Origin of the sequence: Leptotrichia sp. OH3620_COT-345, from assembly GCF_003932895.1 — a bacterium.
Lineage (GTDB): Bacteria > Fusobacteriota > Fusobacteriia > Fusobacteriales > Leptotrichiaceae > Pseudoleptotrichia.
Genome location: NZ_RQYW01000003.1, coordinates 177,136 through 198,717, shown reverse-complemented (window position 1 = coordinate 198,717; position 21,582 = coordinate 177,136). Strand labels below are relative to the sequence as shown.

Here is a 21,582-nt window from a genome sequence, read left to right as displayed (position 1 = left end):
TATCTGAATTTTTTGATTTTTTCTTTTCATTTTTAAGGAATTAATATATAATATTTTTGTCATATATAATTAATTCTAACAAAAACAAAAGTTTTTTAAATGAATTTAAACTGAATAAAAATATTTAATGAATAAAATTAATAAAATATGGAGATTCTAGAGATATGGGGAAAATTTTAGTTGTAGAAGATGATGAAAAAATTGTGAGAATATTAAAAATCCAACTTGAGCATGAAAATCATGAAGTCAGTATTGAAACAAACGGAATTGATGCATTAAACAATATTAATAAAAATAGGGAATATTACGACCTTGTAATATTGGATTTAGGGCTTCCGGGAATGGAAGGGAATAAAGTATGTAAAAATATACGGAAAATTTCTGAGGTTCCTGTTATAGTTCTATCGGCAAGAAATTCCACTGAAGAAAAAGTGGAACTTCTTAGGTCGGGAGCATCTGATTATGTTACAAAACCTTTTGATATGCCTGAACTTAATGCGAGGATAGATATAAATATAAGAAAAAAGAGAATTATGGAACTTATTTACAGAAATATAAAACTGAATACCGAAAATTATTCAGTTATCATAAATGGAAATCCTGTTATTTTCAGTAAGACGGAATATGAGCTGTTAAAAATTTTAGTTGAAAATAAAGAAGAAATAGTATCGAGAGATAAAATTGTGGAAAAAGTGTGGGGCTGGAATGCCAGCGATAATCTTCTTGACAGTACAATGAAGAAAATAAGGCAGAAATTAGAAAAAAATATAATAAAAACAGTGAGAGGAATAGGATATATATTAAAATATGAAGAAAATACAGAAGATTAAAGATAAAATAATTTTTGCAAATACAGTGAGGATAATAATTGCTTCTTTTATTATTATCGTAAGTATGTTTCTTTTTTTCATACATATTGAAGTGAAGTCTGAAATTAAAGAGTTGGATCAGATTGTGTATGGTATTCTTGAAAAAATGGAAAATGATAATCTTAATGAAATAAAAAAAGATTATGTAAAATATAATTATGCTGACAAAGAATATATGTCTGTCGCAGTAAGGGAAAATAATAAAATTATTTATTTGACTGAAAATTTTGATGAAGAGGAAATGAATAATTTTAAAACGGATAAATTACAGATAAGGAGCAGAAAACTCATATATAACAAAATTTATAAGGGGAAAAAAGGAAGAGAATACTATTTTACAAGAAATTTTGCTTTTGGAGAGTTTTCTAAATTTTTTTATATAATGACTGTTATATTCATACTTTTAGTTATTTCCGAATATGTCATTTCAAGTTTGGTAGCTAAAAATATACTTACTCCTGTTTCTGAAGTTATAAGGCAAAGTAAGGAACTGAATAACAGAAATATAAAAATGAAACTTGAAAAAACAAGAGATGATGAAATAGGTGAGTTGATAGATGTCATTAACGATACATTTTCAAAAAAGGAAGAATTAATAAAGAGTCAGAAAAAGTTTGCTTCAGATGTGTCTCACGAACTGAAAACCCCTCTTGCAGTAATGAAAGGATATCTTGATATATTGAAATGGGCTGAAAATGACAGAGAACTTTTTACCGAATCATTGGAAAATATTGATATGGAAATAAAAAACATCGAAAAAATAATAAACAATATTTTTTTAAGTTCCAATTTGGAAAAGGTGAAACTGAAAAAAGAAGAAATAAATGTAAAGAAATTTCTGGAGAAAATAAAAAGAGACTATGAGGTATTGGATAAAGAGCAAAATATAATAGTTAAAGCGGATGAGGATATTATAATAACGGGAGACGGGTATCTTCTTTCAGAAGCTGTAAGAGGTCTCATAGATAACGGGATAAAATATTCAGGTAAAAAAAAGATAGAATTGATAGCAGAAAATAGAAATAAAAAGAAAAAAATCATAGTTAGGGATTATGGTGCAGGTATTTTTGAAAGTGAAACTGAAAAAATATTTGAGAGATATTATAAAAAAGAAGAAAAAACTTCAGGAGTGGGCCTTGGGCTTTCCATAATCAGGAAAATAATTTTACTGAATGACGGCAAAATTTATGCTGTAAACAGAAAAGACGGATTGGATATGATAATTGAAAAGGAAGAGAATGAAAAATATGAAAATAATTTTAAATAACAAAATTTCGAAGAGCCTATATACACAGTTAAGATTAAAAATAGATAATGAAACAAAAATAATACCTTTGAATAAAGAGATAGAATGGGATTTACAAAATGGAAAACATACATTTCAGATATATCAGAATTTTATAATGAAAAGTCAGAAAAAACAGATAAATATAACGGAAGAAATATTTGAAATGGATGTCAAATTAAATTATACAGCTTTCGGAATATCTTTCGGGATAGCTTTACTGGCAATATTATTAATAGCTTTTGAAATTGACTATACTACTTCATTAGGACTTATAAAAATTTTATGGATGATATTAGTTATAATTTTTTTAGGAGGAATAAAGGTTGTTATGCTCTCGATTTTTTTATTAATGGTAATAATTTTTGTGATTATAACGGGATTGGGTGCTTTGAAACTGGAAGTAAAGAAAAATTAAAAAATATAATTTAAAATATGTAACGTAAGTTACATATTTTTTTTGTGGATATGATATAATTTAATATACAAAATAATTAAAATAAAAAATTAATACAGAATTTCTGAAATAAAAGGGAGATGAAACTTTATGAATAAATTTTTCAGTTTAAAAGATACATTGTATCAAATTGTGGAAAAATATCCTGAAACACTTAATTTTCTTATAGCAAACGGTTTTGAGCAGCTAAAAAACAAACAAATGTTTGAATCAATGGCTAAAAATATAAATCTTGAAATGGCACTTAAAGTAAAAAAAATAAATCCTGAACTGTTTGAGGAAAAACTTGCAGCATTTCTTGAAAAAGACAGTGATACCGATATTTCATTAGAAGGAAGAAAAGAAAATACAACAGGAGATATCCTTATTGAAGGAGTGTTGCCCTGTCCTATAAGAATACCTCTTATGGAAGGAATTAAAAACTGGGTAAATGAAAGAAATGCCGAAGCGGATTATAAAATAACCTATGAGCTCCAATCAGCGAATTTGGGATTGGACTGGGTAGTGGATAAAGTAAAGACGGGAAATCCCGATAAAGTATCGGATATACTTTTGTCAGCAGGATTTGAGCTGTTTTTTGATAAGGAACTTATGGGGCAATACATGGAAAAAGGTATATTTGAAACATATTTGGATGAAATGAATAAGGATTTTTGTAATGATAAAATAGATTTGCGTGATCCTAAAAAGCAGTATGCAATAATGGGAGTAGTTCCTGCTGTATTTTTAGTAAATAAAACGGTATTGGGAGACAGAAAATTCCCTGAAACATGGGAAGATATATTAAGTGAAGAGTTTGAAGACTCGGTAGCATTGCCTATGAATGATTTGGATTTATTCAACGCTTTAATTATTAATATATATAAGGAACACGGTTCTGAAGGAATACATAAACTTGCAAGATCATACAAAAAAAATCTTCATCCTGCACAAATGGTAAAGGCGAAAGGGAAAAACGGAGATGCTCCGGCAATCAGTATAATTCCTTATTTTTTTACTCAAATGCTTATGGGGGCTACTGATCTTGAAGCTGTGTGGCCAAAAGACGGAGCATTACTAAGTCCTATATTTATGATAGCAAAAAAATCAAAAAAAGATAAGGTTAAACCGTTTATAGATTTTTTTATGTCAGAGAAAATAGGAACTTTGTTTTCTGCAAACGGAAAATTTCCATCAACAAATCCCAATGTGGACAATCACTTGACTGAAGACCAGAAATTTAAATGGATAGGTTGGGATTTTATACATGGAAACGATGTTGGAGGACTTGTCAGACAATGTGAAAATGAATTTAACGAAGCCATTATGAAATTATAGAAATATTATTATAAAAATACTGTAAATTAAGAAGCAGAGGAGAAAAGGATGAATTTAGTAGTAGTTTCAGGACCGCCATCATCAGGAAAGACAAGTGTTATTTTAAAAACGATAGATGCTCTAAAGCAGCAGGGAATGTCTGTAGGAGTCGTAAAATTTGATTGTCTGTATACAGATGACGATATATTATATGAAAAAGCGGGGATTCCTGTGAAAAAAGGTCTTTCAGGGGCACTATGTCCGGATCATTTTTTTGTGTCAAATATAGAAGAAGTAGTTCAGTGGGGAAGAAGTTTGGGGCTTTCTATACTGATTACAGAGTCGGCAGGACTTTGCAACAGATGTTCGCCTTATATAAAAGATATAAAAGGAATATGTGTAATTGATAATTTATCAGGAATAAATACTCCTAAAAAAATAGGACCGATGCTTAAATCTGCGGATATCGTAATTATTACAAAAGGAGATATAGTTTCTCAAGCTGAAAGAGAAGTATTTGCTTCAAGAGTAAATTCTGTAAATCCCACAGCCGTAACAATGCATGTGAATGGACTTACAGGACAGGGAGCATACGAATTAAGCACTCTCCTTTATGAAAAAGAAAAGGAAATAGAAACTGTACAAGGAAAAAAACTCAGATTTCCTATGCCTTCAGCTTTATGCTCATATTGCCTTGGAGAAACAAGAATAGGAGAAAAATATCAGATGGGAAATGTAAGAAAAATGAATTTAGGGAGTAGTGATGAATAGAAAAATAGTTAATGAGCTGAAAATCAGTGAACTTCTTGAAAAATATCCTTTTTCAGAAAACTTTTTTTCTGAAAATGCTATAAATATAAATGGGCATGAAAATAAAACATTCAGTCAATTTTTAGAAGAATTTACTGAAGAAGAAATAGAAGATGCTGCTCTTGATATTGAAAAGCTTAAAGAAAGTCTTATAGAATATATAGAACAGATGAAACTTTTTCTCGGAATGGAAGAAGATAAAGGTATTGAGATACTCACAATTATCGCAGGAAAGGATAAATCGGGAAATTCTGAAGGATTTGACAGGCTTGATATTCATAAATCTGAAATAATTTCTATAGTAGGTCCTACGGGGTCAGGAAAATCAAGACTTCTTGCTGATATTGAATGGACGGCCCAAAAGGATACTCCTACACAGAGAGAAATACTTATAAATAACGAATTACCCGATAAAAAATGGAGATATTCCTCAAATAACAAACTTGTAGCTCAGTTATCCCAAAATATGAATTTTGTAATGGATTTATCAGTAAAAGAATTTCTAGAACTTCATGCGAAAAGTAGAATGGTTGATAATATAGAAAAAATAACTGACAGAATTATAGAAGAAGCCAATAGGCTGGCAGGAGAACAGTTTAATCTCGGTACTCCAGTCACTGCTTTGAGCGGAGGACAATCAAGGGCTCTAATGATAGCCGATACTGCAATTTTAAGTTCATCTCCCATAGTTCTTATTGATGAAATAGAAAATGCCGGAATTGACAGAAAAAAAGCCCTTGATTTACTTGTATCTTCAGATAAAATAGTATTAATGGCTACTCATGATCCTACATTGGCATTAATAGCGGATAAAAGAATTATAATAAAAAACGGGGGAATTTCAAAAATAATAAAAACAAGTCAAGAAGAAAAGAAAATCCTTAAAAAACTTGAAGAAATGGATAATATTATTCAGAAAATGAGAGGAGATTTAAGAAAAGGGGAGATATTGAAAGAAGAATAATTAAGTAAAAAATTAATAAAAATATATTATTATTGAAAAATGGGAAATAATAATATAAAAACTTGATTTTCTGTTACAGAAAATAAAAAATATGAAAAAATATAAATTTTAATAGAGTGTAGAAGATTATATAAATTTAAGACTCCGCTCAGGAATAAGGATAAAAAAATTGGATGGAAGCAAGACAGCTCTTTAAAATTTTTTATTCGTTATATCAGTTTATGACAAAAATTTTAATCAGCTTTGGAAGGGTTGTAGAGGATAGAGAGATAACTTTTATAGTAAATGATTGGATTCCGGATATTCGAGCCAAGGCATAAGAGACATGCTCATGGGTGAAATTGATAAATATTTTAATGAAATTACTTATGAAGACAGTTTTATATGGCCTTATTGTAAGTCAACCCGCAGATCTATTTTATAAAAAACATAAATTTGAATATTTTGGAGAAAGTAGAGTTGAAATCAGAAAAAATAAATGGAAGATAAAATTTTATGAGGACCGGTTCAGGTCCTCATATATTTTTGTATTTTTGAAAAAATGTGATAAAAAATCACACATTTGTTCTGTTCGGATTAATATTTATTCCTGTATTTTTCGTTAAAAAAACTTTCAATTGATAGATGAAGTGTAAAAGTAATTATAAACCTTCACGGAGAAAAATATAACTTATATTTTTTCCCTGAACATTATAATAAATACAAGTAGAAGTATAACACATGCAACTAAAATAGCTTTTTCAAATATCCATTCTGAAAAAAATGAACCTGTAATTGCTCCAATAATAAAGAAAAATATAAGTCCGAAATAAATAAGAGAATTTTTTCCGGAATTTTTATCTTTTTTCATTATAAAATAAAAGAGATTTTCAGTACCGCTTCTTAAATTTCCTGTACACATTGTAGTAGCTGAAATATTTCCATTGGTTTTTCTAAATGCCTGAACTTGAAGGGAACACATAAAAGAAATGGAAATATTGACAAAAACATTTAAATTTCCTATAGGAACAAATCCGCATATAAATAAAACTATAATTTCTATAATAATAATAATCTGTCGCCAATGGATTTTTGAATTTTTAAATTCGTTTCTTATATATTCTGCAACAATAATACCCAAAATATAAGCAAGTATAGGGAGAAAATAGAAAAAAGCTTTCTCCCATTTTTTTTCGACCAATCTCAATCCTAAAAAAACTATATTTCCCGTTTGAGCGTTTGCAAGTACTTTTCCTCTTGTAACAAAAGTATAGGCATCGGTAAAACCTCCTACCATGCTGAGAAGAAGTCCCAGCCTGAAAGTATCGGAAGTCTGCTTTTTTCTTTTAAAGTATAACTTCATCCCCTGTCTGCTCCTTTATATTATAACTTTTACAAAGTCTTTTTTTCTCGGTTTGGGATTAGGATATTCACAATCCCGATATCCTAAAATACAAAATCCGATTCCTTTATGTTCTTTGGGTAACCCCCATTCAGAAGTAAGCTTTTGTCCTTCTTCAGTTTCAAAAACTTCCCTTGCCCTATGAATCCAGCAGGAATCTACTCCAAGAGAATAAGCGGCATTCATAAGATTGCCCAGAATAAGACTTCCGTCTTCTATGTAAGTGCGTCTTGTGCTATCAGCAAAAACTACAATTACTGTAGGAGCACCGTAAAAAGGTTTTGCCTCGGGATTTCCAAGGATTTGAGCATTCAATTTTTCAAGTTTTTTCACTAAATCGAAATTTTGGGTAACAATCATACATCCTGACTGAGCTCCTTTTCCATTTGCAGCAAATTTACCGGCTTCAAGTATTTCATCAAGAAGTTCCTTTTCAATTTTAATGTCTTTGTACTTTTTTATGCTTCTTCTTTCCTTTAAAATTTTTAATGTTTCATTCATATGTAACACCTCCAAATTAATTAATAATTATTTATTAAATTGCATATTATAAAGTTTTGCATAAATTCCGTCTTGTTCCAGAAGTTCTTCATGAGAACCGCTTTCCGAGATACCGTTTTCGGTTAGGACAAGTATTCTTTCAGAATTTCTTATAGTGGAAAGCCTGTGGGCAATGACAAAAGTTGTTCGGTTTTCTGCAAGTTTTTCAAGGGATGCTTGAACTATTTTTTCACTTTCATTATCAAGAGCACTTGTAGCCTCATCAAAAATAAGTATAGGTGGGTTTTTAAGAAAAACTCTTGCAATGGAAATACGCTGCTTCTGTCCCCCGGATAATTTTACTCCCCTCTGTCCTATATCGGTATTATAGCCGTCAGGAAGTTCCATAATGAAATCGTGGGCATTTGCTTTTTTTGCCGCTTCAACAATTTCTTCATCTGTTGCATCAGGTCTTCCGTAACGGATGTTGTCTGCTACATTTCCTGTAAACAGATAGATATCCTGCTGCACAACACCTATATTGTTTCTCAAATTTTTAATTTTTATGTTTCTTATATCTACTCCGTCAATAGTTATACTTCCACCGGAAACATCATAAAACCTTGGTATAAGGCTACAAAGTGTGGATTTTCCAACTCCTGAAGAACCTACAAGAGCAATATATTCTCCTGATTTTACATCAAAATTGATATTCGACAAAACTTTTTCATTTGCTTCGGCATAATTGAAAGTTACTGAATTAAAGGAAATATTACCTTTTATATTATTCAATTCCAAAGCATCAGATTTATCTTCAATGTCAGGAACGACAGAAAGTATTTCAATAAATCTTTCGTATCCTGAAGCCCCGTTTTGAAATTGCTCTGTGAAGTTAATCAGTTTTTTAATAGGATCTGTAAAGTTGTTAATGTAAAGAAGGAAAGTTATCAGATCAGGAATACTCATCATTTTTTCCGTAATAAAGAAAGAACCCACAGCTACAACTACCACACTTATTAAGGTAATAAGTGCTGAAAGCCCTGAATGATAAAGCCCCATATATCTGTAGCTGTCTTTTTTACTTTGTACAAATTTATGATTTCCTTCATTGAATTTTTCTATCTCAATATGTTCATTAGCAAATGATTTCACGACTCGTATACCTGAAAGATTGTCTTCAATTTGAGCATTTATATCTGCAATTCTTCTTCTATTTTTGACAAAAGCTTTTTTCATTTTTCTATTCAGATAGCCTGCATACAAAATTATGACAGGAGTTATTGTAAATGTTATGAAAGCAAGCTTAGAATTTATAAGAAATAAGATAATAAACGAACCCAGTATTTTTATTGCTGAAATAAGTATATCTTCGGGACCGTGATGAAAAAGCTCGCTTATATCAAATAAATCATTTGTTACACGAGACATAAGCTGACCGGTTTTCTGATTATTAAAAAAACTGAATGAAAGTTTCTGATAATGCTGAAAAATTTCATTTCTCAGGTCAAATTCCATTTTAGCTCCCATAATATGACCATAATAAGCTATGAAAAAATTACAGTATCCTTCTATAGCTATAAGTCCGAGCATAGTAATAACAAGAAAAGAAATAGTTTTTAATGCACTTTGAGGTTCTCTGTATATGACACTGGTTGTTATATATCTTATAATAAGAGGAAGTATAAGAGTTATAAGAGCTCCTGTAAATGCAAAAAACATATCTGCAAAAAATATTTTTTTATAAGGTTTATAGTAAGAAAAAAACTTTTTCCATTTCTGTTTTTCATTCATTTTATATAGACTCCTTTTGTAATTTTTATTTTAAGGAAAATATTATTTTCATAGACATTTTTTAAAAATATTGTAGTCAGATTCCTTTGAATAGTTCTGCAATCGGAAATATTTACCATATCCTGTCAAGCTTCCAGATTTTTGGAAATATGGAAGTCAGTGCAAGAATAAAGATAATTTGTCTTACAAGGAAAAATGTAAGACTTAGTATTCCTCTGCCTAAAACTTGAAAAACTGAGCTGAGTACAAAAGAACAAACAACCATAAGAAAACAAGATTATAATTTCAAGAGCTTTTAATCTTAATTTCAATCATTTTATCTGAAGCATCAAATATTTCAAGAGTCTGAACGGGAAATACCTGACAGAGTATAAATTCTGTAAACATAATTCCCATAGCGTATATAGCTCAACTTAACAGTATTTATAAGTCTTTTTATATTTCCTGCATCGTAGTTATAGGAAAAAATGTATATAACAGCATTGTTCAGTCTGAAAACAGGGATATACAAACCTCTGAATTTTAAAATAGATTTCAAGGACTACAGTGGTAGTGGATGAAAAAGCAGGCAGAATTTTATTTAACCGGAATACTAAGAAAGAAGTTGTTGTGATTATTACAATAAACGGAAAGTCTATTTTATATCAATTATAGAAGAAAAATCAGACTTAAAGTTTTTGAATTTAAAAGTAATTTCCATTAAAATTTCCTTTCTACTTATTGATATTTTATATATTCTGAAAATATTAAAATAAAAATAATACTGCACTTGGCGGTATTATCAATTCCGTCATTTATATATTCATATTGTATCAGAAAAACATATATTTTTAAAGAAAAATTTGAATTAAATCGAATATATAAAAGAAATTGAAATAAAAAATAAAAGAGGCATTGACATTCTTAGAACTAACAGATATAATATATACAAATAATTTACATAATTATATAAGAATATAAATAAGAGTCTGGTCTATTCGTGACCGACAATATAATTTTTGGGCTTTACTCTTTCTTAATGGGGTCGGATTGTTGTATGTTGAATCAGGTACATCACGGCGGTTTTATACTTAGCACGGATTCTGTACAACTTACAAATATGACTACCACCTGTAACAACTACAGGCGACCAAAAATTTAGTCGGAACGATAGATTGGATTTTTTATTTAAAAAATATAAAAAGTTAAAAAAGTTTTTGGATTTTTATATCTAAAATAAATAATTGTATTTTAATAAAATAAAAAAGTTAAAAAAGTATGTGAAAAAAATACAAAAAAAATTTTGAATTTTAAAAAAATGAGGTATATATTTAATAGTACTTATTTTTAAAAAAGATTTTATCTTTTTTGTCTTTTCATAGCGTTACTAAAAGAGTGGAACCCCAACCACTCTTTTTCCTTATATATTTAAATCTTTTAATTTGGAAAAATCTATTTTATATTTATTATTCTGTAATTTTATCAAAACTTTCTTGTCGCATAGAACTGAAATTTCTCTTGAAAGTGACGGACGTGTAACTTCAAATTTTTTTGCCAGCTCGGATATGTTAGGTTTAAATGATATAATACCGTTTTTCTGATTTTCTTTAATATAACTCATGACTTTTTCATTTATAGTCTTATTTACGAAATTGAACCATATTCTTTTGGATAAAAGTTGTCCTTTATTAGAAATTTCATCTAAGAAATTCAAGAGAAGTCTTTTATCTTCCTGCATAATTTCTACAAAATCTTTTTTATTAAGAAATAGAAATTTTGATTTTTCTACAGATATTAAATCTACAGGAAAGATTTTAATATCTCCGAATATAAAAGCCGGAGCTATGAGCTGATAAGGTTTTATATAGTCAATAGTAATAGAAGCTCCGTCAAATTTCTGCATTTCTCCTTTAGAAGCTCCTTCAAGGATTATAATAATATGCTCAATAGGATCACCTCTAAAAAATATAGATTCATTTTTTTCATAATTTTTAATCTGAAAATTTATCTTCTGAAAAAAATCCTTTATTTCATTAATACTTAAACCTTTAAATAAAGGGATTTTTAACATTATTTTGTAAAGTTCAATAAGTTTCATAGCAACCTCCCTGTATAAAGTTATTTAAAAAATATTCCGGCAATTATAGAAATAAAAAGAGAAGGAAGCATATTCGCCACTTTTATATTTTTCTTAAGAATTATATTAATTCCTAAAGCACATATCATTATTCCGCCTAAAAAATTCAAGTCGGATATTGCCTGAGGAGTCAAAAAAGGTTTTATCTGGTTTGCAAAAAAATAAAACATCCCTTGGTATAAAAGGGCCGGAAATGCTGCAAATAAGACCCCCATACCATATATTGATGCAAAGATTATAGCAGTAATACCATCTAAAACGGCTTTTATATTCAATATTCTGTTATCTCCTGTAAGTCCGCTGTTTATAGAACCGATGACAGCCATTGCTCCTACGCAGTAAAGTATTGTTGTAATGGAAAAACCTTTAGCAAAATTGGAAACTTTTTCTTTACTTTCAATAGAATTCTCATTTTTGACGGAAATAGACGAAACTTTTGAAAATTTATTTTCAACAAAGATACTTAATTTTTTTATTTGCAGATCTATATCAATAATTTGACCGATAACGGATCCTATTATCAGATAAGTCAAAACAATAATGTCCCGATTAGAATTAAGAGTACTTTTTATACCTGAAATTATAACAAACATACCTATACAGTCCATTATAATATTCCGAATATTTTCTTTAAATTTGTTTCCGATAATTAATCCGAGCAAACTTCCCGTTATAATAGCAAAAAAATCAATAATAATTCCCATTTTTTTCCTTTCAAGCCGTTGTTTTAATTTAAAAAATTATACCATAAATATTTGTAAAATGTATAGTGAGAAAAAAGATTCTCATTTATAATTGTTCATAGTCGATGTTTTTTAAAAAATAGCAGGAAGTGAGCTGAAAAATTTTTATTAAACTTTTTTACAAAAAAAATTTAGAAAAAGGAATTTAAAAAAATTTATACTCTTACTTGACATTGAATATAAAAATATGATAATATGTTTCGTATATGAAAAAGGGTATTCCGCTTTTATTGCTGATGCTGATACTGTGTATTAGAAGAGATAAAAAGAATATCGCGTAAAGAAGGGAGTGAATTTCTTGAAAGAGAAATTAATCGAACTGGTAGAGAAAGATTACTTGAAGTCTGATATACCTCAATTTAAATCAGGGGACACAATAGCTGTTCATTATAAAGTAAAAGAGGGAAATAAAGAGAGAATACAGGTGTTCGAAGGTGTAGTTATAAGAGTTTCCGGAGGAGGAATAGCTAAAAACTTCACTGTAAGAAAAGTATCTTCAGGAATAGGTGTAGAGAGAATCATACCTATCAATTCTCCGCTAATAGAGAAAATAGAAGTTAAGAGAATAGGAAAAGTAAGAAGATCAAGATTATATTATTTAAGAAATTTATCAGGAAAAGCTGCTAGAATTAAAGAAATTAGAAAGTAGCTAAAAGCTAGCATTTGCTAGCTTTTTCTGTTTTATAGAAAGGAAAATGCAATGAATACAATATTATGGGGGATATTTTATTTGATAACTTCATTAATTCTTTTATATTTTTTTATAAAGGAAAAACAGGTTGTCAGTTTTATAAGAAAAAAAGAAGATGATATACTTAAAAAAATTCCCGTTGGAGATGAAGCTGAGAAAAAAAGAATAAAAGTTGCGAATATTATAACAATAATGGGAATAATAATAACGGGTATTTTCTTTTTCATTGTAGACAGGGTTCCGGATCCTGTAATTAAATTGAAAATCTGGGGAATATACGGAATATTTACATTAAATTTTCTGTTTCTTGTACTGAGAAGAGAACATGAATGGATATTTCTGGCAAATTTAGTAATGCTTTTTTTAGGAAAATTGATGTTTAATATTTTGGACACAAATTTTTATGTTTATCTTTTCATAACTATGGTGCTTTCCATGCCCTTAATATTTTTGTATAGAAAACCTGCAAAAGAGAAAATTACCGAATCCACTATAAGAAATGAAAGTAAAGATGGTGAATTTAGCAAAGAAGTAGAAAAAATACAGAAAGAAACAGGGAAAAGTGCTGAAGAAGCCAGAAAAGAACTGGTGGAAACTGAAAAGAGAAGACAAAGTACATTGGGAAAAGCATTTGCAAGAATGGATACAGCTATAACTGCAATAGTTCTCGTTTTGCTTATTCAGACATTTTACCTTGGAAATTATGTGATACCTACAGGTTCAATGGAACCTACAATAAAAGTACAGGATAGAGTTTTTGCCAATATGATAAAATACAGGTTTACTTTGCCAAAAGTCGGAGATATTATAGCATTTAAAGAACCTATAACAGATAAGATAATGTACACGAAAAGAGTAGTCGGAGCTGCAGGGCAAACAATGCAGATAAAAATTGACAAAATTTTAGATGTAGAAGTAGGTGGAAGAGTTGCCCAAAGAAAATTAGGTAAAATATATTTAAATGATAAAATTGAAGATAAACTGAGTGAAAGAGAATACTCGGCAGAAGGAATTTTAGGAGATAATAAAATATATATTCCTAAAAAAGGAGATAAAGTAAGACTTGATAAGTTTATAACATTGGAAGAAGATGGAGTATTCAGAACATTGACACCTGAAGAATTTTTAGATCATGTAAATACAAAAAGCAACTTTAAAGAAATTATAGGAAACGAAAATTACAGTACATATTATACATTTACATTGAAAGTGGAAGGAAGAGATGAACTCGTACTTCCAATACTGGATTTTAAATATAATGATGAGCTGTTTATGAAACTGCTGAACGGAGAAACACTTACTCTAAGTCAAAATTATTATATGACTATGGGAGATAATACTTTGAACAGTTTAGATTCCAGATATTTCGGGTATACGGCTGAAAGTAGAATAAAGGGTAACCTTTTATTTAGATGGTGGCCTATTAACAGACTGGGGTTAATATAAAACGGAGCTTTGTTCAATATGTGGAAAATTATTAGGGTAAATGAAAGTGACGGAAATATAAATAAAGTGACTGAAATATTGATAGAAATACATAACGAGCTTTTTTCAGATAAAGCGGAGCAGAAATATTTTTCCGATATTTTAAATAATGATAAATATTTGATTTATTGTCTTATAGAATCGGATTTTGAAGAAATTTTAGGATACATTGTCTATTATGATACTTTTGAAAATATTGATTTGTTTGAAATCGGAATAAGAAAAATTTATCAGGGAAAAGGATATGGAAATATACTTTTAAAAGAAACATCCGAGATTATTTATTCTGATATGGAAATATATGAAAATGATAGAGGTAAAGAAACAGTTTTAGAAAAGAAGATATTTTTAGAAGTTGATGAAAATAATGATAAAGCAATAAAATTATATGAAAAAAATGGATTTAAAAAAATTTCGATAAGGAAAAATTATTATGGCAACGGAAAAAATGCCGCTATTATGGCAAAAATCAGAAAAATAAATTAAATAATTATAATTTATACTCCAAATAAGAATAAATTTATATTGCAAAATAATATATACGGTTTAATTTAAATAACACTATACAAAAAATATTAATATTTTTGTTTTGTTACGAAAACAATACGATGATTGCTTTAATCAAATTAAATATAATCAGTACAAATGAAAAATTTATTGAAAAATCATATCATAAACATTGCTTTACTTGAATGTGTTAATTTAAGTGCATTTACTATTTATTTGGAATGAGAAAATGAATATGAGTTTTAATTGTATTTTGGAAAAAATAAGTAACTGTTAAGTTAAAAAATTGCAAAGATATAAAGAGTATATTAACAATGCTGAGGAAGCCGATTGAATCACAAGTAACGGAAAAAATTTTAAATATTATGAATAAAGAAAATACTGATAAAATAACTTAAAACAGACAGGAGGAAAAGAAATGATAAAGGAGTTAAATAAAATATATTCTCCAAGTGAAATTGAGGAGAAGTGGTATAAGATATGGGAAGAAAAAGGATATTTCAATGCACAACATAATGATGAGAAGCCGGGCTATTCCATAGTAATTCCTCCTCCAAATGTAACAGGAATATTACATATGGGTCATATGATGGATAATGCCATTCAGGATACAATTATAAGATATAAAAGAATGAGCGGATTTGATACATTATGGGTTCCGGGAACCGATCATGCGGGAATTGCCACTCAGAATAAAGTAGAAAGAATGCTTAAAGAGCAAGGGACTACAAAAGAAGAAATAGGCAGAGAGGAATTTCTGAAAAAAACATGGGAATGGAAAGAAAAACATGGAGGATTAATAACTAAACAGCTCAGAAGGCTGGGGGTATCTCTCGACTGGTCAAGGGAAAGATTTACAATGGATGAAGGACTTTCCAAAGCTGTAAAGGAAGTATTTATAAAGCTTTACAATGACGGACTTATTTATAGAGGAGAATATATTGTAAACTGGTGTCCTCATGACAAAACAGCACTGGCAGACGATGAAGTGAATCATGTGGAAAAAAATGGTAAAATATGGGAAATAAAATATAAAATAAAAGATAGTGATGAGTTTGTAGTAATTGCCACTACAAGACCTGAAACAATGTTGGGAGATACAGGAGTAGCCGTAAATCCTGCTGATGAAAGATATACTCATTTAATAGGTAAAACAGTGATATTACCTCTTATGAACAGAGAGATACCTATAGTTACCGATGAATATGTGGATAAGGAATTCGGAACAGGAGTAGTTAAAATGACGCCGTCTCATGATCCTAATGATTTTGAAGTGGCAAAAAGAACAGGACTTCCTTTTCTTAATATATTTACTGAAGATGCAAAGGTAAATGAAAATGGAGGTAAATATTGTGGTCTTGACAGATTTACAGCTAGAAAGGAAATATTGAAAGACCTTGAAGAAGGAGGGTATCTTGTAGGAGTAAAAGACCATAAAAATGCAGTAGGTCACTGTTACAGATGCGATACGGTAATTGAACCGAGAGTTTCCACTCAATGGTTTGTAAAAATGAAGCCTCTTGCTGAAAAAGCACTGGAAGTTGTAAAAAACGGAAAAGTAAAAATAACACCTAAAAGATGGGAAAAAGTATATTATAACTGGCTTGAAAATATAAGAGACTGGACTATTTCAAGGCAAATATGGTGGGGACACAGAATACCTGCTTATTATGCTGAAGACGGAACAATTTTTGTAGCAAGGGATTTGGAGGAAGCAAAAAGTCAGGCAAAGGAAAAATTCGGAAAAGAAGTAGCTTTAAGAGAAGAGACTGATGTTCTTGATACATGGTTTTCATCAGCATTATGGCCATTTTCTACAATGGGTTGGCCTGAAAAAACTAAAGATTTCGAAAAATTCTTTCCTACAAACACATTAGTAACAGGAGCCGATATATTGTTTTTCTGGGTTGCAAGGATGATAATGATGAGCCTTTATATAAACAATGAGATCCCTTTTCATTACGTATATTTACATGGACTTATAAGAGATGAGCAGGGAAGAAAAATGAGCAAGTCACTTGGAAATTCTCCTGATCCTTTGGATTTAATAAACAAATACGGAGCAGATGCAATAAGATTCAGTTTTTTATACAACACTTCCCAAGGACAGGATATACATTTTTCCGAAAAGCTACTGGAAATGGGTTCTACATTCGCAAATAAAATATGGAATGTTTCAAAGTTCGTATTGTCGAATCTGGAAGATTTTGATAAAGAAACATCGGTAGTAGATCTGGAATTTAAGTTGGAAGATGTATGGATTTTATCAAAACTTCAGTCAGCATCGGGGAAAATAAATGAATATATGGAAAATTACGAGCTTGATAGTGGAGCAAAAATAGCTTACGAATTTTTTAGAGGAGAATTTTGTGACTGGTATGTAGAAATAGCTAAAACAAGAGTTTATGGCAGTGAAGGAACGGATAAAATAACTGCCCAGTGGGTATTAAGACATATTCTGGATAACGGTCTTAAAATGCTTCATCCGTTTATGCCTTTTATTACTGAAGAAATATGGCAGAAGCTTGATATTGATGAAGAAACAATAATGTTATCTGAATTTCCGTGTGAAGATAAAGCATTAATAAATAAGGAAGCGGAAAAAGAATTCGATTATCTTAAAGAAATTATAACAGCAATAAGAAACATAAGAGGAAAGGCAAATGTTTCACCGGCAAAGAAAATAGAAGTAATATTTAAAACTTTTGATGAAAGAGAAAAGAAAATACTGGTGGATAATCCGAAGATTCTCGACAAACTGGCAAATATAGAAAAATATGAATTTTCTCCGGATGTCGAAATTCCTGATTTGGCAGGTTTCAGATTAGTTGAAACTACAGAAATATATGTTCCTCTGGCTAATTTGATAGATAAGGAAAAGGAAATAGCAAAACTTGAAAAAGATATTGAAAAGACAAAAAAAGAACTTGATAAAGTTTTGGGAAAATTGTCCAATGAAGTATTTTTATCGAAAGCTCCTCAAGAAGTAATAAATAAGGAAAATTCAATAAAAGAGGAACTGGAAACAAAAATAGCAAAATTTACAGAAATGATAAATTTATATAAATAACTTAAAAAAAATTGAAAAATGTAGTATAATGTAAAAAACAATTGTATGAAATAACTGAGGGATATATTTAAAAATACAATAAAAATAATTATAAAAATTTAAAAAATTGAAAATAATATGGAAATAGACATAAGTTTAAAATTTAAAAGTACATATTAATTTATCAATAACATACTTTCCGATATTGAAAAAGGAGTAAAGTTACAAAAAAGATTTCAATTTTCAGCTTGTTTTAAGATTAGTAATGTATAATATTTAGAAATAATAATAAATGCTAAAAAAGGAGAGTGTGTATAATGATGAAAAAAATAATAATGTTATTTATAATAATGTCTTTTTTTTCTTTTTCATATTATGATTATTATGGAGCGATAGCTCTAAATTTAAATACGGGGTATTCAGGTTACAGTTATAACTATCGTAATCAATATGATGCTGAAAGGGCGGCATTAAGACATTGCGGGAGAGCATGCAGAATAATTGTTTCATATAAAAATTCTTGTGCCGCAGTTGCATGGTCTGCAAGTACCGGAGCATACGGATGGTATTCCTCAAGAAATCCGAGAAATAATAATTTAGGTGCTAAAAAGTATTGCAGATATAGAGATTGTCAAGTGGTTTCCAATGTATGTACAAGTTGGTAAAAAATAAAAATTTTAAAATGAAAGGATAAAACATGAAAAAATTAGTTGTAGCTATATTATTAGCATTAACTTTAGTATCATGTTCCGCAGGAGTGGGAGTAGGTATCGGTAAAGGAGGCGTTAGAGGGCACGCAGGAATTTATTTTTAATTGAAAACTATTTTTTTAGAGAGGAGGTTATGTAATGGGAGCGATTTTTTGGGCAATTTCAGCTTCAATATTTGCATTATTGGAAATTGTTATTCCGGGTCTTGTAACAATATGGTTGGCTTTGGCAGCTTTTATTGTGACATTATTTTCAGGATTGATTAATAATTCTTATATTGAGTTTTTTATATTTGCAGTTTTATCATTAGTATTCATTCTTTTTACAAGACCTGTTTTACAAAATTACATTAAAAAAAAGAAAAATGATTTTAATTCAAATATGACAGGAACGGAAATAAAAATAGAAAAAGTTATCAGCACCGACAATTTAAAAAAAGAATACGAAGTCAAATTTAAAGGCTCAATATGGACGGGTATCAGTAAAGATTTTTTTAAAGTGGGAGATACGGTAATAATAAAGAATTTTGAAGGCAACAAAATAATATTAGGGAAAAAATAGTTTAAAACATATTTTAGGAGGAGATTATGGGATTTATACTTGTACCGTTTATAATCATTATTATAACAATGGCATTAATAATAATATTTAAAGCTATTAAAATAGTACCGGAATCAAGAGTATATATAATTGAAAAATTAGGAAAATATGACCAGTCACTCAGCTCAGGGTTAAATTTTATAAATCCGTTTTTTGATAAAGTGTCAAGAGTGGTATCACTAAAAGAACAAGTTGTGGATTTTCCTCCGCAGCCTGTAATTACTAAAGATAATGCCACTATGCAAATTGATACAATAGTATATTTTCAGATAACAGACCCGAAACTTTATACTTACGGTATTGAAAGACCTATTTCAGCCATAGAAAATCTTACGGCTACTACATTAAGAAATATAATAGGAGATATGACGGTTGACCAGACACTGACTTCAAGGGATATAATAAATACAAATATGAGAGTGGAACTTGACGAAGCTACGGATCCTTGGGGAATTAAAGTAAATAGAGTGGAATTGAAAAGTATAATTCCTCCGGCGGATATAAGATCAGCTATGGAAAAAGAGATGAAAGCCGAAAGGGAAAAAAGAGCGAACATCCTTGAAGCACAGGCTAAAAGAGAATCGGCAATATTAGTGGCTGAAGGAGAAAAACAGGCGGCAATACTCAGAGCCGAAGCAAAAAAAGAACAACAGATAAAAGAAGCCGAAGGAGAAGCTGAAGCTATTCTTTCCATTCAAAGGGCAAAAGCTGAAGCATTGAGATTACTCAAAGAAGCTGCTCCGAACGCAGAAGTGCTTTCTTTAAAGGGAATGGAAACTTTTGAAAAAGTGGCAGACGGAAAATCTACTAAAATTATAATACCGAGTAATATGCAGAATCTGGCGAGTATGGTAACTGCATTTGCCGAGTTAAATGAAAAACAGGGTAATAGTCCTGAAAAAAAATAACAAAAGAAAAATAGAAAATGTCTGAAAATCGGATTTTAGGTTTGAGGGCATTTTTTCTTTTATGAGAGTCTCATCGTCCTGCAAATTCAAAAACAATTCTTATGTTTGAAAAACAACAAATTTACTTTATTCAGACAGTTATTTCTCTGCTCAATGTAATTTAATATTTTTTTGGAAAATTTTGAATATTATGGGAATTAAAAACATAAAAAAATGAGGGCGTTACAGCCCTCAATAGTAAGTTTTTAAGGAATAATCGCCCAAACTCTTGCGGGTAATCCGTTAGCATGAACAATTCTCGGTGCAGTAATGAATATTATTCCTCCTACAGGAGGAAGTTTGTCAAGATTGCTCATTGCTTCAACTTGAAATTTATCCTTTTGCAGGATATATCTTTCTCCTATTAAGTCTCCATTTTTTGCACAAGTAATAGCAGCATCGGTATCAAGAGTTTCATGCCCCACTCCTGCAATGTTTCTTTTGTCAAATAAAAATTCAAGTGTAGAAATAGGCCATCCCGGCGTATGTGCATTTCCTTTTTCATCAGTATTTGTTAAAGAATTCATATTAGGCCATCTTTTATACCAGTCAGACCTGAAAGTGACAAATGAATTTTCAGGAATAGTACCGTATTGTTTTTCGAATTCAAGGATATCGTCAATGTCTATCTCATAATCATTGTTTTTTCTGACTTTTTCACTTAAATCAATGACAACAAGAGGAAGGACAGTATCTTCTATTTTAAAATTTCCCGCTAAACGTGCATTTTTTACAAAATGTCCCGGATAGTCTATATGAGTTCCAAATTGTCCCGGAAACTTATGAGTTTGTATATTCAGATTCATTTCAGGGAAATCTATAATAGTATTATTAAGTTCCAACACTCCTTTAGGCATTCCGTTCCAGTAAGGACTGTTATTTGTAAGTTCGTGAGAAAGATCCACCCATTTGTAATTTTTTAAAGTTTCCAACAGTTTCCACAAATTATTTTCCACATTTATCACCCTTTCTTTCATAATAAGATTTGATTATTAACTTTATAATATATTATTTACATTTAAAATGAAAATATAAATTATATATTATACAAGTATATATGATGAATAATTAAATGTTGTTTTAATTACAGCAGGATCAGCATTCAAATATTTTTAAGAAAATGAGGAATTATCTTTATTAATAAAGAAAAAAATTTATAGTATATTAAAATTAAATATAAAAATATTAAGACTATAGTTGATAGAATTAATATTATGTTAAATTTCTTTGATAATGCCAATAAAAAAAGTGGAAATAAAATTATTTCGCTTTTTTAGTTGAGTAGTTTTTATTTTATTTGAAAATATGAAATTAATAAGATATACAGTATTGTTTAAAATATTTACAAATGAAAATAATAATGGAATTATGAAAAACGGATAAGTTAAAGAGAATTTTTGA

General features: G+C 29.5%; 19 protein-coding genes and 1 other RNA gene. 14 read left to right on the top strand and 6 right to left on the bottom strand.

The genetic code is table 11. The features are described 5' to 3' along the window. Positions 1 to 164: 164 nt before the first annotated feature. The 6 genes from EII29_RS03215 to EII29_RS03190 all read left to right on the top strand — a co-directional run bounded on the left by EII29_RS03215 (position 165) and on the right by EII29_RS03190 (position 5,681). Entirely contained in the window at positions 165 to 830 is a 666-nt protein-coding gene (locus tag EII29_RS03215) for a response regulator transcription factor (protein ID WP_125236105.1), read from the top strand. Beyond that, positions 808 to 2,136, top strand: coding sequence for a HAMP domain-containing sensor histidine kinase (locus EII29_RS03210; RefSeq protein WP_125236104.1), 1,329 nt, complete (start codon positions 808 to 810; stop codon positions 2,134 to 2,136). The genes EII29_RS03215 and EII29_RS03210 overlap by 23 nt, the downstream gene beginning before the upstream one ends. After that, the gene (locus EII29_RS03205) at positions 2,117 to 2,572 is read left to right on the top strand and encodes a hypothetical protein (protein WP_125236103.1); all 456 of its coding nucleotides are present in this window, start codon (positions 2,117 to 2,119) and stop codon (positions 2,570 to 2,572) included. The genes EII29_RS03210 and EII29_RS03205 overlap by 20 nt, the downstream gene beginning before the upstream one ends. Before the next feature lie 129 nt (positions 2,573 to 2,701). After that, positions 2,702 to 3,928 carry an ABC transporter substrate-binding protein gene (locus tag EII29_RS03200; RefSeq protein WP_125236102.1) on the top strand — a complete coding sequence of 409 codons (1,227 nt, stop codon included), beginning with the start codon at positions 2,702 to 2,704 and terminating at the stop codon, positions 3,926 to 3,928. Positions 3,929 to 3,976: 48 nt separating this feature from the next. Then, complete coding sequence (locus EII29_RS03195; protein WP_125236101.1) at positions 3,977 to 4,678, top strand: GTP-binding protein; 702 nt, start codon at positions 3,977 to 3,979, stop codon at positions 4,676 to 4,678. Continuing rightward, positions 4,668 to 5,681 carry an ATP-binding cassette domain-containing protein gene (locus tag EII29_RS03190; protein ID WP_125236100.1) on the top strand — a complete coding sequence of 338 codons (1,014 nt, stop codon included), beginning with the start codon at positions 4,668 to 4,670 and terminating at the stop codon, positions 5,679 to 5,681. Before EII29_RS03195 ends, EII29_RS03190 begins: the two co-directional genes overlap by 11 nt. Positions 5,682 to 6,351: 670 nt before the next feature. On the opposite strand, the gene EII29_RS03185 is transcribed toward EII29_RS03190, so the two are convergent. Genes EII29_RS03185 through EII29_RS03175 form a run of 3 tightly spaced genes read right to left on the bottom strand, consistent with a single transcriptional unit; the run spans position 6,352 to position 9,333 of the window. After that, positions 6,352 to 7,023, bottom strand: coding sequence for a YoaK family protein (locus tag EII29_RS03185; protein ID WP_125236099.1), 672 nt, complete (start codon positions 7,021 to 7,023; stop codon positions 6,352 to 6,354). A gap of 15 nt (positions 7,024 to 7,038) precedes the next feature. Continuing rightward, entirely contained in the window at positions 7,039 to 7,563 is a 525-nt protein-coding gene (locus EII29_RS03180) for a nitroreductase (RefSeq protein ID WP_125236098.1), read from the bottom strand. Positions 7,564 to 7,590: 27 nt separating this feature from the next. Further along, positions 7,591 to 9,333 carry an ABC transporter ATP-binding protein gene (locus EII29_RS03175; protein ID WP_125236097.1) on the bottom strand — a complete coding sequence of 581 codons (1,743 nt, stop codon included), beginning with the start codon at positions 9,331 to 9,333 and terminating at the stop codon, positions 7,591 to 7,593. A gap of 962 nt (positions 9,334 to 10,295) precedes the next feature. Between EII29_RS03175 and ssrS the strand changes: the two genes are divergently transcribed. After that, a non-coding RNA gene (ssrS, locus tag EII29_RS03170) (6S RNA) lies at positions 10,296 to 10,498 on the top strand. Between the two features lie 234 nt (positions 10,499 to 10,732). Here the strand turns inward: ssrS and EII29_RS03165 are convergent. Together EII29_RS03165 and EII29_RS03160 are read right to left on the bottom strand one after the other, a co-directional pair. After that, complete coding sequence (locus EII29_RS03165) at positions 10,733 to 11,410, bottom strand: Crp/Fnr family transcriptional regulator (RefSeq protein WP_125236096.1); 678 nt, start codon at positions 11,408 to 11,410, stop codon at positions 10,733 to 10,735. Positions 11,411 to 11,430: 20 nt separating this feature from the next. Beyond that, positions 11,431 to 12,153, bottom strand: a complete 723-nt coding sequence (locus tag EII29_RS03160; RefSeq protein WP_125236095.1) for a DUF554 domain-containing protein — start codon at positions 12,151 to 12,153, stop codon at positions 11,431 to 11,433. Positions 12,154 to 12,490: 337 nt separating this feature from the next. Here EII29_RS03160 and rplS point away from each other — a divergent pair, with 337 nt between their 5' ends. From rplS to EII29_RS03125, 7 genes are all read left to right on the top strand, one after another. Continuing rightward, the gene (gene rplS, locus EII29_RS03155) at positions 12,491 to 12,841 is read left to right on the top strand and encodes a 50S ribosomal protein L19 (protein ID WP_125236094.1); all 351 of its coding nucleotides are present in this window, start codon (positions 12,491 to 12,493) and stop codon (positions 12,839 to 12,841) included. Between the two features lie 51 nt (positions 12,842 to 12,892). Next, entirely contained in the window at positions 12,893 to 14,329 is a 1,437-nt protein-coding gene (gene lepB / locus EII29_RS03150) for a signal peptidase I (protein WP_125236093.1), read from the top strand. Positions 14,330 to 14,347: 18 nt separating this feature from the next. Next, positions 14,348 to 14,854, top strand: a complete 507-nt coding sequence (locus EII29_RS03145; protein ID WP_125236092.1) for a GNAT family N-acetyltransferase — start codon at positions 14,348 to 14,350, stop codon at positions 14,852 to 14,854. A gap of 442 nt (positions 14,855 to 15,296) precedes the next feature. Beyond that, positions 15,297 to 17,945: a valine--tRNA ligase gene (locus EII29_RS03140; RefSeq protein WP_158612458.1), complete on the top strand. Its 2,649-nt coding sequence runs from the start codon at positions 15,297 to 15,299 to the stop codon at positions 17,943 to 17,945. 296 nt (positions 17,946 to 18,241) lie between these two features. After that, positions 18,242 to 18,589, top strand: a complete 348-nt coding sequence (locus tag EII29_RS03135) for a DUF4189 domain-containing protein (RefSeq protein ID WP_125236090.1) — start codon at positions 18,242 to 18,244, stop codon at positions 18,587 to 18,589. 183 nt (positions 18,590 to 18,772) lie between these two features. Further along, on the top strand, positions 18,773 to 19,195 hold the full coding sequence (locus EII29_RS03130; protein ID WP_125236089.1) for an NfeD family protein: 423 nt from the start codon (positions 18,773 to 18,775) through the stop codon (positions 19,193 to 19,195). Positions 19,196 to 19,221: 26 nt separating this feature from the next. After that, the gene (locus EII29_RS03125; protein WP_125236088.1) at positions 19,222 to 20,142 is read left to right on the top strand and encodes an SPFH domain-containing protein; all 921 of its coding nucleotides are present in this window, start codon (positions 19,222 to 19,224) and stop codon (positions 20,140 to 20,142) included. Between the two features lie 245 nt (positions 20,143 to 20,387). Here EII29_RS03125 and EII29_RS03120 read toward each other — a convergent pair whose 3' ends face one another. Continuing rightward, a complete protein-coding gene (locus EII29_RS03120; protein ID WP_199726010.1) occupies positions 20,388 to 21,137 on the bottom strand; it encodes a cyclase family protein in 750 nt (249 codons plus the stop codon). Positions 21,138 to 21,582: the final 445 nt, after the last annotated feature.

Excerpts from the sequence above, each read along its gene's own strand:
- EII29_RS03215 (WP_125236105.1), top strand. The coding sequence starts at position 165 with ATGGGGAAAATTTTAGTTGTAGAAGATGATGAAAAAATTGTGAGAATA.
- EII29_RS03210 (WP_125236104.1), top strand. The coding sequence starts at position 808 with ATGAAGAAAATACAGAAGATTAAAGATAAAATAATTTTTGCAAATACA.
- EII29_RS03205 (WP_125236103.1), top strand. The coding sequence starts at position 2,117 with ATGAAAATAATTTTAAATAACAAAATTTCGAAGAGCCTATATACACAG.
- EII29_RS03200 (WP_125236102.1), top strand. The coding sequence starts at position 2,702 with ATGAATAAATTTTTCAGTTTAAAAGATACATTGTATCAAATTGTGGAA.
- EII29_RS03195 (WP_125236101.1), top strand. The coding sequence starts at position 3,977 with ATGAATTTAGTAGTAGTTTCAGGACCGCCATCATCAGGAAAGACAAGT.
- EII29_RS03185 (WP_125236099.1), bottom strand. The coding sequence starts at position 7,023 with ATGAAGTTATACTTTAAAAGAAAAAAGCAGACTTCCGATACTTTCAGG.
- EII29_RS03180 (WP_125236098.1), bottom strand. The coding sequence starts at position 7,563 with ATGAATGAAACATTAAAAATTTTAAAGGAAAGAAGAAGCATAAAAAAG.
- EII29_RS03175 (WP_125236097.1), bottom strand. The coding sequence starts at position 9,333 with ATGAATGAAAAACAGAAATGGAAAAAGTTTTTTTCTTACTATAAACCT.
- EII29_RS03165 (WP_125236096.1), bottom strand. The coding sequence starts at position 11,410 with ATGAAACTTATTGAACTTTACAAAATAATGTTAAAAATCCCTTTATTT.
- EII29_RS03160 (WP_125236095.1), bottom strand. The coding sequence starts at position 12,153 with ATGGGAATTATTATTGATTTTTTTGCTATTATAACGGGAAGTTTGCTC.
- lepB (WP_125236093.1), top strand. The coding sequence starts at position 12,893 with ATGAATACAATATTATGGGGGATATTTTATTTGATAACTTCATTAATT.
- EII29_RS03145 (WP_125236092.1), top strand. The coding sequence starts at position 14,348 with ATGTGGAAAATTATTAGGGTAAATGAAAGTGACGGAAATATAAATAAA.
- EII29_RS03135 (WP_125236090.1), top strand. The coding sequence starts at position 18,242 with ATGATGAAAAAAATAATAATGTTATTTATAATAATGTCTTTTTTTTCT.
- EII29_RS03130 (WP_125236089.1), top strand. The coding sequence starts at position 18,773 with ATGGGAGCGATTTTTTGGGCAATTTCAGCTTCAATATTTGCATTATTG.
- EII29_RS03125 (WP_125236088.1), top strand. The coding sequence starts at position 19,222 with ATGGGATTTATACTTGTACCGTTTATAATCATTATTATAACAATGGCA.